This window comes from Spirulina subsalsa FACHB-351 (genome assembly GCF_026130165.1).
Classification (GTDB): domain Bacteria; phylum Cyanobacteriota; class Cyanobacteriia; order Cyanobacteriales; family Spirulinaceae; genus Spirulina_A; species Spirulina_A subsalsa_A.
Genome location: NZ_JAIHOM010000148.1, coordinates 1 through 11,129 on the forward strand (window position 1 = coordinate 1; position 11,129 = coordinate 11,129).

General features: G+C 46.8%; 7 protein-coding genes, 1 tRNA gene and 1 pseudogene. All 9 read left to right on the top strand.

The genetic code is table 11. The features are described from left to right. Nucleotides 1-124 precede the first annotated feature (124 nt). Nucleotides 125-838 (top strand): annotated as a pseudogene (locus K4A83_RS20070) (amino acid ABC transporter substrate-binding protein); the annotation flags it as partial. 110 nt (nucleotides 839-948) lie between these two features. After that, nucleotides 949-2,019, top strand: a complete 1,071-nt coding sequence (locus tag K4A83_RS20075; protein ID WP_265266471.1) for an amino acid ABC transporter substrate-binding protein — start codon at nucleotides 949-951, stop codon at nucleotides 2,017-2,019. Between the two features lie 139 nt (nucleotides 2,020-2,158). Continuing rightward, on the top strand, nucleotides 2,159-3,247 hold the full coding sequence (locus K4A83_RS20080; protein WP_265266472.1) for an amino acid ABC transporter substrate-binding protein: 1,089 nt from the start codon (nucleotides 2,159-2,161) through the stop codon (nucleotides 3,245-3,247). Between the two features lie 341 nt (nucleotides 3,248-3,588). Then, entirely contained in the window at nucleotides 3,589-4,758 is a 1,170-nt protein-coding gene (locus K4A83_RS20085) for an amino acid ABC transporter permease (protein ID WP_265266473.1), read from the top strand. Between the two features lie 5 nt (nucleotides 4,759-4,763). Further along, nucleotides 4,764-5,981, top strand: coding sequence for an amino acid ABC transporter permease (locus tag K4A83_RS20090; RefSeq protein WP_265266474.1), 1,218 nt, complete (start codon nucleotides 4,764-4,766; stop codon nucleotides 5,979-5,981). Between the two features lie 88 nt (nucleotides 5,982-6,069). Next, nucleotides 6,070-6,858: an amino acid ABC transporter ATP-binding protein gene (locus tag K4A83_RS20095; RefSeq protein ID WP_321161039.1), complete on the top strand. Its 789-nt coding sequence runs from the start codon at nucleotides 6,070-6,072 to the stop codon at nucleotides 6,856-6,858. A gap of 131 nt (nucleotides 6,859-6,989) precedes the next feature. Then, the gene (gene glgX / locus K4A83_RS20100) at nucleotides 6,990-9,113 is read left to right on the top strand and encodes a glycogen debranching protein GlgX (RefSeq protein ID WP_265266475.1); all 2,124 of its coding nucleotides are present in this window, start codon (nucleotides 6,990-6,992) and stop codon (nucleotides 9,111-9,113) included. A gap of 565 nt (nucleotides 9,114-9,678) precedes the next feature. Then, a complete protein-coding gene (locus K4A83_RS20105; protein ID WP_265266476.1) occupies nucleotides 9,679-10,524 on the top strand; it encodes a mechanosensitive ion channel family protein in 846 nt (281 codons plus the stop codon). Nucleotides 10,525-10,738: 214 nt separating this feature from the next. Beyond that, nucleotides 10,739-10,823: transfer RNA gene (locus tag K4A83_RS20110), tRNA-Ser, on the top strand. Nucleotides 10,824-11,129 lie beyond the last annotated feature (306 nt).

Sequence of the window (11,129 nt, forward strand, 5' to 3'; positions counted from 1 at the left end):
CCATTATAACACACTTAATAAAACTGGCAAGGCTCATTAAGTGTTGACGCTTCGCGGGTTACATACTGTTTTTCTTTTCATCCCCGTCCTAAAGTATCGGGGCTTTCAAGAAAACATGATCGGTAATACCACCTGGACCCTCAGCCGAGATACTGAACTGGGCTTAGAATTTGCCCCCACCATCTTTTACGATCGACAAGCAATGATGGTACGCGCCGATAGTGGCATCACCTCCCTCCAAGACTTTCAGGACAAATCCGTTTGTGTAGAAGCCGGAACCACCACCGAATTAAACCTCATGGACAGCATGAGAAAAGCCGAAATTGCCTTTGAAACCCTCACCTTTGAGCAGTCCGACCCCGCCTATGGCGCCTATCTCCAAGGGCTTTGTCAGGGCATCACCTCAGACCAGTTTATCTTACAAGCCCGTCTGCGCAGTGTACCCAATCCCGAAGACCATATTCTCCTAGATATCACCCTCTCCAAAGAACCATTAGGACCAGCCACCATCAATAACGATTCAGCTTGGTTTGATGTGGTGAAATGGGTCACATTTGGCCTAATTGAAGCCGAAGACTTAGGCATTACTCAAGACAATGTTCAGGAAAAATTAAAATCCCCTGACCCCAGAATCCGGCTTTTTTTAGGCGTTGAAGGCAACCTAGGGGAAGAGATGGGCTTAAGTAATGATTTTATGGTCAACGTCATTCAAGCCGTTGGCAACTACGGAGAAATTTATGAACGCAACGTCGGCCATAATTCCCCCTTTAACTTACCTCGGGGTTACAATGCCCTGTGGAAAGATGGCGGCTTGATGTACTCTCCCCCCTTCCGGTAAATCGTAAAGTTTGCGTTAAACCGTGATAGTGACTCAATTCCTTCCAGAAAAGAACGGAAAAAACTGGTAAACCTTTAGAGAGAACGTCTAACCATCATCTCAGAATCATCATGCGTACCTGGCAATCCCTCCTAGTTTCCACAACCTTGTTCACCCTTATGGCAGGTTGTGGGAGCCCTCCCGCCCCCACCAACACCACCTTAAACCCCAACTCAACCGCACCCTCGAATACCAGTCGTCTGGATATGGTGAAAGAACGAGGATTTCTGATCTGTGGGGTAGATGGGGGAGTTTTAGGCTTTAGTTTTGTCAATGATGCCGGAGAATATTCTGGGCTAGATGTAGATGTATGCAAAGCGATCGCCGCCGCTGTACTCGGAGATCCCGAGAAAGTAGAATATCGTAACCTCGACTCCGCCGAACGCTTCCCCGCCTTAGTTTCAGGAGAAATTGATGTCCTCTCCCGCAATACCACTTGGACCATTAGCCGGGATACTCAAATGGGCTTAGAATTCGCCCCCACCACCTTTTATGATGGACAGGGGATCATGGTTCGCGCCGATAGTGGCATCACCTCCCTCCAAGATTTTCAAGGGAAATCTATTTGTGTCGAAGCCGCCACCACCACCGAATTAAACCTCATGGACACCATGAGAAAAGCGGCGGTATCCTTTGAAACCGTCACCTTTGAACAAGCAGATCCTGCCTATGCCGCCTATGCCGAAAACCGTTGTCAGGGCATTACCTCCGACAAATCCCAACTCATCGCCCGTCGTGATACGCTCCCCAATCCCGACGAGCATATTTTGTTAGATGTCACCCTTTCCAAAGAACCTTTAGGCCCAGCTACCCTGAATAATGATTCCGCTTGGTTTGATGTAGTGAAATGGGTCACATTTGGCTTAATTGAAGCCGAAGAGTTGGGCATTACTCAAGGCAATATTGCAGAAAAATTGCAAGCTCAAGATCCCAATATTCGCCGTTTTCTCGGTGCAGAAGGAAACCTAGGAGAAGGACTAGGCTTAAGTAATGATTTTATGGTGAACGCCATTCAAGCCGTGGGCAATTATGGGGAAATTTACGAACGGAACTTAGGCGCACAATCCCGTTTTAACTTGCCTCGCGGTCAAAATGCCCTTTGGCAAGATGGGGGATTAATGTATTCCCCTCCATTCCGCTAGATTTGCTCTAACACATTATTCTTTTTTTGTCAAATAACATAATCAGGGCTAATTAAAAGTCAAGATTTCGTTACATTTTGTATCACCTTACACCCCATCGGGAAAGGGAGTGGCTAAATATTAAGCAGGAAATTTAGCGATGGTGTGTGAATTAGTGATGCGTAAATGGCAATCTTTGGTTTTATCTGCGGCAGTGTTAGCTGTGACAGCAGCTTGTGCCACTCCCCCAGAACAAACCACTGGGGGTACAGGTCAAACAGGGGCCCCTGCCGCAGGCAGAAGTCGCCTTGATGTGGTGAAAGAGCGGGGAATGCTCATCTGTGGTGTAGATGGGGGGATTCCGGGGTTTAGTTTTGTCGATGAATCCGGCGAATATTCCGGTTTGGATGTGGATGTGTGTAAAGCCGTGGCGGCCGCTGTTTTAGGCGACCCGGAAAAGGTAGAGTACCGGAACTTAGACTCGACGGAACGCTTTACCGCTTTATCTGGGGGAGAAGTGGATATGCTCTCTCGGAATACCACTTGGACCATTAGCCGGGATACATCTGTTGGCTTAGAATTTGCGCCGACAACCTTTTATGATGGTCAAGGGATGATGGTTCGCGCTGATAGTGGCATTACGTCCCTAGCAGATTTCCAAGGTAAGGCGGTTTGTGTTGAAGCCGGGACTACCACAGAATTAAACCTGACGGACAATATGCGTAAAGCGGGAGTAGAGTTTGAAACGGTGACATTCCAGCAAGCAGACCCCGCCTATGCTGCCTATGCAGAAGGTCGTTGTGAGGGGATGACTTCTGATAAGTCCCAGTTAATCGCTCGGCGTAGCACATTACCTAACCCAGATGATCATATTCTGTTAGATGTCACTATGTCTAAAGAACCTTTAGGTCCGGTGACAATTAATAATGATTCGGCTTGGTTTGATGTGGTTAAATGGGTGACATTCGGCTTATTTGAAGCGGAAGAAATGGGCATTACTCAAGCTAATGTTGAGGAGCAATTAGAGAGCGAAGACCCGAATATTCGCCGTTTCTTGGGTGTCGAAGGAGATTTAGGTCAAGGGATGGGTCTGAGCAATGATTTCATGGTGAATGTGATCAAAGCTGTGGGCAACTATGGCGAAGTTTACGACCGCAATTTAGGAGCAAATTCTGAATTTAATCTACCTCGGGGTCAGAATGCGCTCTGGACAGAGGGCGGTTTACTCTATTCTCCCCCGTTCCGTTAAACCCGGTTTAAATTGAAAATGCCCTTTTTGGGGGGATTTCTGGGGAGATTTTGCTTCAGACCAATAAGTTGACCAAAATCAGTTAATCAAAATTCGATTTGAGAACGGTTTAAGATTGTCTTTTCCTCGGGTCCCCTAATGGGGTATGTTCCCAGCTATTTAATCGAGGAATTTTACCTAGCATTCTTTGTTCTCCTTCATGTTAGTTCTAGAAATCCTCAAAGCGGGGAATGTTCTAAAACCATTGCTGATGAGGGGTTTGGAGACTAAACCAAATCCCTTTTTAGCAGAGTAAGAGAAAGGTAAAATAAGGACTTTAGAACAAAATATTTTAAACATTCATGACCACACAAAACGAGGCAAATATTCCCCTTTGGCGAGATGAGCGTTTCTGGAAGATTGCCGTACAATTGATTGTTTTAGCAATTGTGGTGGCCATTGGTTCCCTGCTTGTCCATAACGTTAGCGTGAATATGCAACGGTCTGGCGTTGTGTTTGGATTCCGCTTTTTAGATAGTCAAGCGTCCTTTGCCATTGGCGAAAGTATCATTCCCTATAATCCAGCCGTGGATAGTTACCGTCAGGTGATGTTGGCGGGATTGGTGAATACGCTGCGGGTGATTGTGGTGGGGATTATTCTCACGACGATTGTGGGGATTTTGGCTGGAGTAGCCAGTTTCTCGGAAAACTGGTTGCTTCGGAAGGGGAGTCAGGTTTATGTGGAGGTGATTCGCAATACTCCCCTGTTGTTGCAATTATATTTTTGGTATCGTGCGGTATTTACAAAGTTACCGAGGCCGGCCGATCGTTTGGAGTTTTTGAATAGTTTTTATTTAAGTAATCGGGGGGTGTTTCTCCCGTGGCCGACGGTGAGTTGGAATCTGGCGATTTGGGCGGGGGTGGTGGTTGCGATCGCCATTGGGGCCTTTTTCCTCTGGCGTTGGCGAATTTACCTCATGGTAGAACAAGGTCAATCGGGTCTAAATCAACTCTATATTCTCTGGGGTTTAGGCATTATCGCCTTATTAATCATTATCTTCCCCTTTAACTGGCAAGTTCCCCAAGAAGTGTCACCCGGTAACATTCAGGGAGGGTTACGTTTAACCATTGAATACAGCGCCCTAGTCACAGGTTTAGTGGTCTACACCGGGGCCTATATCTCCGAAATTGTGCGCGCTGGCATTCAATCAGTCGCCAAAGGCCAATGGGAAGCCGCCCGCGCTTTAGGCATTCATTCGGGGTTAACTATGCGTTTGGTGGTCTTTCCCCAAGCCTTACGGGTGATGATTCCCCCGTTAAATAGTCAGTACATGAACTTGGCGAAAAACTCCAGTTTAGCCATTGCCATTGGCTATGCAGACATCTACTCCGTGGCCAATACCACCTATAACCAAACAGGTCGGCCGGTGGAAGTCATGATCATCATCATGATTACTTATTTAATCATTAACCTGTTAATTTCTGTGGTGATGAACCAATTTAACCGTATTGCTCAACTACGCGAACGATAAGACCCATGACCAGTTTAAGTTCTCCCCCGGGGGATCTCGCACCCCCTCCTGAGATGCGGGATACTCCCCTCAATTGGATAAAAAATAACCTGTTCACCCCTTGGTATAACGGTTTAATTACCGTGGTGATTGCCTTGATTTTGGGGTACTTTTTCTATACCTTCCTTACTTGGTCTTTCACCGAGGCAAAGTGGGATGTCATTCCCCGTAATATTCAACTGTTTAATGTGGGACGGTATCCGCGATCGCAATATTGGCGTTTGTGGGTTCTCTTGGGTCTGATTTGTACCCTCTCGGGTTTATCTTGGGGAGCCATTGCCCGTAATGTCGCTAAACTCTACAGTCGCAATATCTTAATCGGTATTGGCTGCGCCGTTGTCGTCTGTCTCCTCTTCCCAGTCCCCCTCCCCAATCGTCTCCTTTTAGTCGGCATGACCGGATTAGTCGTGGGATTTAGTTGGGTCGGACAACAAGCAGGACGGAAAAACCCAAAATTCGGCATTTGGGTATCTTCCACATGGCTATTATTGTTTTTCATCGCCCTCTGGTTAATTGGCGGCGGTTTATTTCTCCGTCCCGTCTCCAGCAACGAATGGCAAGGCCTAATGTTAACAGTTTTAACCGCCGTGGTGAGCATTGTCATCTGTTTCCCCTTGGGGGTACTGTTAGCCCTAGGCCGTCGTAGTCCTCTCCCAATATTTAAAGGTCTATCCATTGCCTATATTGAACTGGTGCGCGGTGTTCCCCTGATTACTTTATTGTTCATGGGACAGGTGATGATTCCCCTCTTTCTACCCGATGGAATGCGACCGGATCGGGTGATTCGCGCTATTGTGGGGTTAACTTTGTTTAGTGCAGCCTACCTGGCGGAAAATGTGCGTGGGGGTCTACAAGCGGTTCCCCGAGGCCAAGCTGAGGCCGCCAGTGCCTTGGGACTCAGTACCCCTTTAGTGGTAATTCTCATTGTGCTTCCCCAAGCCTTAAAAGCAGTCATTCCCGCCATTGTGGGTCAGTTTATTAGTTTGTTCCAAGACACAACCTTGTTAGCCATTGTGGGTCTGGTGGAATTATTGGGGATTAGTAACTCTGTTCTGGCAAACCCCCAATTCTTAGGACGTTTTTCAGAAGTGTATTTATACAACGGTTTACTGTTTTGGGTTTTTTGTTACGCCATGTCTGCCAGCAGTCGGTGGGTGGAAAAGAAAGTCAATACTGAACATTAGGGAATTAATAATTAATCATTAATCATTAATTATTAATTCCCAGATTTTACTGATTACTGATTACTGTTTACGCAAGGAGTTCAATGAGATGACCAGTCAACAACCTAGCACTATGTCGGATCAAAGTGCCAATACTTCCCCAGAAGCGGTGATTGTCGCCAAGGATGTCCATAAATGGTATGCCAGCAACAAGTTTCATGTGTTGCGTGGGGTGAGTTTAACAGTGAATAAGGGGGAAGTAGTCGTTGTGATGGGGCCGTCTGGGTCTGGGAAGTCTACCTTTATTCGTACCTTTAACGCCCTGGAAGACTATCAAAAGGGGACTATTACCATTGATGGGATTGAACTGTCCCACGACTTGAAAAATATTGATGCCATTCGTCGGGAAGTGGGGATGGTATTTCAACAATTTAATTTGTTTCCCCATTTAAGTGTGCTGCAAAATGTGACGCTGGCTCCGATTTGGGTGCGACGGAAGAAAAAAGCCGAAGCGGAAGCGATCGCCATGCAGTTATTAGAGAAAGTGGGGATTTTAGAGCAGGCGAAAAAATTCCCCGGTCAGCTTTCGGGGGGACAACAGCAACGGGTAGCCATTGCTCGCGCTTTAGCTATGCAGCCCAAAATTATGCTATTTGATGAACCGACCTCGGCCTTAGACCCGGAAATGGTGCGAGAAGTATTGGATACCATGCGTTCCCTCGCTAAGGAAGGGATGACCATGGTCTGTGTTACCCATGAAGTCGGTTTTGCGCGGGAAGTGGCGGATCGGGTGGTTCTGATGGCGGATGGGTTATTAGTCGAAGAAGCGACCCCGAAAGAGTTTTTTAATAATCCCCAACATGAGCGGAGTAAACAATTTTTATCCCAAATTTTGTAAGCTGGATTGTTTTTCACCTTTTAGAACTCTCCTCAGTGCCTCTGAGGGGAGTTCTGTCAGATATTCAATGAGGGAGTTTAATCGCGTTATCCTATAGGCTGTTACCCTGTCAATGCACCAATAATAACGCTATGGACTTAAAAATCTGGCCTGGAAAATCTTATCCTTTGGGAGCGACTTGGGACGGAGAAGGGACAAATTTCTCCCTGTTCAGCGAAAATGCAACGGGTGTTGAACTCTGTTTATTTGATGAACACAACAAGGAAACTCGTCTCCCCTTGACTGAGGTGAACCATTTTGTCTGGCATGGTTATGTTCCCAATGTAAAACCGGGTCAGCGTTATGGCTACCGGGTTTATGGGCCTTTTTTGCCCAGCTATGGTCATCGTTTCAATGGTAACAAATTACTGATTGATCCCTATGCGAAGGCGATCGCGGGAGTGATTCAACATGACGAGGCCATCTTTGGCTACCCTTGGGAGATGCCCGATGAAGATATGGGCTTTTCGGAATACAATGATGCCCACCTGATGCCCAAAGGGATTGTCATTGATGATGATTTTGACTGGGAAGGGGATGACCTCCTGCGCATTCCCACCCATGAATCGGTGATTTATGAGGTTCATGTCAAAGGATTTACCCAACAACACCCGGATATTCCCCCCGCACTACGGGGGACTTATGCCGGACTCGCTCACCCCGCTGCGATCGCCCATCTCAAATCCCTCGGAGTGACGGCCGTGGAACTCCTCCCCGTTCACCACTTCTTAGCTCGTCCCGGCCATCTTGTCCCCAAAGGCCTCACCAATTACTGGGGCTACGATACCATTAATTTCTTCTCCCCCTATTCCGGCTATAGTGCCAGTGGCAAGAATGGGGAACAAGTGACCGAATTTAAGGAAATGGTCAAAACCCTCCATAAAGCCGGAATTGAGGTGATTTTAGATGTGGTCTATAACCACACCGGAGAAGGGAATCAAATGGGGCCAACCCTCTCCTTTCGAGGTATTGATAACGCCTCCTACTACCGCCTCGTGGAAGAAAATCCCCGCTATTATATGGATTTCACAGGCTGCGGAAACTCTCTCAATGTCCGCCACCCCCAAATTCTCAAACTCATCACCGATAGTCTCCGCTACTGGGTGCTAGAAATGCACGTCGATGGTTTCCGCTTTGACCTTGCCGCTGCCTTAGCACGAGAACTGTATGATGTCAATAATTTAGCAGCATTTTTTAACATTATTCATCAAGATCCCATCCTTTCCACCGTGAAACTGATTGCAGAACCTTGGGATGTGGGAGAAGGAGGGTATCAAATCGGCAACTTTCCCCTATTGTGGTCAGAGTGGAATGGCAAGTATCGGGACACCATCCGAGATTTTTGGGCTGGGAAGGATAGTAGTTTAGGGGAATTTGCCTCTCGCTTTACCGGAAGTTCTGACCTGTACGAATCCAACGGCCGCAGACCCAGTGCTAGCATTAATTTTATCACGGCTCATGATGGCTTCACCCTAAACGATTTGGTGAGTTATAACGACCGTCACAATGAGGACAACGGGGAAGATAACGAAGACGGTCACAAAGACAATCGCTCTTGGAATTGTGGGGAAGAGGGAGAAACCGATGATCCCGAAATTCTCACCCTGCGTCACCGTCAGCGCCGCAATTTCCTTGTCACCCTGATGTTATCCCAAGGGGTGCCAATGTTGTTGGGGGGTGATGAAATGGGACGAACTCAGCAGGGGAATAATAACGCCTACTGCCAAGATAATGAGATTTCGTGGTTAAATTGGCAACTGACCCCGGAAAATCAGGATTTATTGGAGTTTACCAAACAATTAATTGAGTTTCGCCATAAAAACCCCGTATTCCAACGCAGGAATTGGTTCCAAGGCCGAGAAATTCACGGGTCTGGGGTCCATGATATCGCTTGGTTTAACCCTGATGGGGAGGAGATGAGTGAGCATCAATGGAATGAGGGGTATATTCAGGCGATCGCAATTTTCCTCAACGGAGAAGAACTCGATGCCTGCGATGAACACGGAGAACGCATTATCGGGGATAGTTTTCTCCTCTTTTTTAATGCTCATCACGAACCCCTTGACTTTACCATCCCTGAAGGACTGCAAAATTGGCGCTGGCAAGTGGTTATTGATACCGAATTAACCCAACTGGTCAAACTGGGAAAAATCTACCAAGGTGATGATGAACTCACTTTAGTAGACCGTTCTTTAGTCGTTTTACGTCGTCTGTGACATAACCGACGCTCAATGGTGTCCAATCTTAGCGTAGGGCTTGCTGAATAACTCGGGGAGTCGGGAATCCGGGGATTTTTCCTTTTCTTCGGAACGCTGCGCGAACGGGAGTCAGGAGTCGGGAGTCGGAAATAATTGTCAATTATCAATTATCAATTGTCAATTATCAATTCCCTTGTTGAATCTAGCGTTGGGCTTTTTCAGCAGACCCCAGTTATGCCGCCAATAATATTTTAGTCGCAGGAGGGCTTTCGGAGACTCTAAACGGACGTGGAGAGAAGGTCAGACTTTCTGAAAAGAAAGCACATCGAGCGTGAAGCGTCAACCCATCCAGCATTTCAACAATTGTCAATTTTTGACCTGTTGAAATAGATGGAATCGCCGTCCGTTTACGGCGGGGCGGATGTTAAACTCCTCAGTCATCCGTAGGTTGGGTGCAGCGATAGCGAAACCCAACAAAACCCTATCGCTAATATTTCGGAATTTCAGACAAGTTTAACCAAAATTGACTTTTCTATGATCAAATTGTATAGTGCAGTTGCTGATTTTCGCTGGGTGAATTCTTATGAATCCCGATATTAACACAATGCTTCAAGGGGATGCTCTTCAGCAATTGTGGCTACAAGTCCAAAGTGTTCTAACAACATTTGGCATTAAGTTGTTAGTTGCCATTATTGTTTTATTCATCGGTTTGCGCATTGCCAAAATCATTCAAAAAGCAACGAGACGCGCTCTCCGTAAAGCTGAAGTAGACGAAACTCTAATTTCTTTCGCCGTCAACTTAACCTATTTTGGCGCATTAGTTTTTGTCTTCATTATTGTCCTTGGACAATTAGGTATCCAAACCACTGCAATTATTGCCGCACTCACGTCCGGGTTTTTAGCCGTTGGTTTAGCCTTACAAGGTTCTCTGTCGAACTTTGCAGCCGGAGTTTTATTAGTCATGTTTCGTCCCTTCCGAGTGGGTGACTATATCGAAGGTGCAGGAACTGGGGGAGTGGTTGAGGATATTCAAATTTTCACCACCATTTTAACCACCCCAGATAATAAATCAGTTGTTATTCCCAATGCGAGTTTAACCGGGGGAAATATCATCAACTATTCCGCTAAACCCATTCGTCGTTTAGATATGGTTTTTGGCGTGAGTTATAGTGATGATTTGAGCAAAGTTAAGCAGGCCATCACGGAAGTTCTGGAGGCTGAAGAAAGGGTTTTAGCTGAACCTAATTATACCATTGGTTTGTTGGAATTGGCGGACAGTAGTGTTAATTTTGCTGTTCGTCCTTATGTTAAAACCTCAGACTATTGGCCGACTTATTTTGCCTTACAAGAAGCGATGAAACGCCGATTTGATGCGGAAGGGATTAATATTCCTTTCCCACAACGGGATGTTCATATCTACAACAGCTAATTCTTGAAGCTCTAAGGGCAAATCAGCAGATTATGCCCTTAGATTCTGAAGACGAGTGATGTCGTCTTCCATTGCTAAAAATTACTAAACACTGTTCCCTATTCCCTGACCTTGACAAGAGGAGAAAAGGCTTAACTTGTCAAGGTTGCCCAAGACCCTACGCAACTCGGGCGAAAGCTTGCTATTATAGGAAAGCTAGCCCGGAAAAACCTTTGGAGAGGTGGCAGAGTGGTCGATTGCGCTCGACTTGAAATCGAGTGTACCGCAAGGTACCGTGGGTTCAAATCCCACCCTCTCCGTTAAACCCAAACCCTTGTTATACTTAAGATTCAGCAGCGCCTTTGCTGCCGTTTTTAGGTGGATTTGGCGCTGAAGCGCAACTACGAACCTGTCGCAGCGCCTTTGCTGCCGTTTTTGGGTGGATTTGGCGCTGAAGCGCAACTACGAACCTGTCGCAGCGCCTTTGCTGCCGTTTTTGGGTGGATTTGGCGCTGAAGCGCAACTACGAACCTGTCGCAGCGCCTTTGCTGCCGTTTTTGGGTGGATTTGGCGCTGAAGCGCAACTACGAACCTGTCGCAACGCCTTTGCTGCCGTTTTTGGGTGG

Excerpts from the sequence above, each read along its gene's own strand:
- K4A83_RS20085 (WP_265266473.1), top strand. The coding sequence starts at position 3,589 with ATGACCACACAAAACGAGGCAAATATTCCCCTTTGGCGAGATGAGCGT.
- K4A83_RS20095 (WP_321161039.1), top strand. The coding sequence starts at position 6,070 with ATGACCAGTCAACAACCTAGCACTATGTCGGATCAAAGTGCCAATACT.
- K4A83_RS20090 (WP_265266474.1), top strand. The coding sequence starts at position 4,764 with ATGACCAGTTTAAGTTCTCCCCCGGGGGATCTCGCACCCCCTCCTGAG.
- K4A83_RS20105 (WP_265266476.1), top strand. The coding sequence starts at position 9,679 with ATGAATCCCGATATTAACACAATGCTTCAAGGGGATGCTCTTCAGCAA.
- K4A83_RS20075 (WP_265266471.1), top strand. The coding sequence starts at position 949 with ATGCGTACCTGGCAATCCCTCCTAGTTTCCACAACCTTGTTCACCCTT.
- glgX (WP_265266475.1), top strand. The coding sequence starts at position 6,990 with ATGGACTTAAAAATCTGGCCTGGAAAATCTTATCCTTTGGGAGCGACT.
- K4A83_RS20080 (WP_265266472.1), top strand. The coding sequence starts at position 2,159 with ATGGTGTGTGAATTAGTGATGCGTAAATGGCAATCTTTGGTTTTATCT.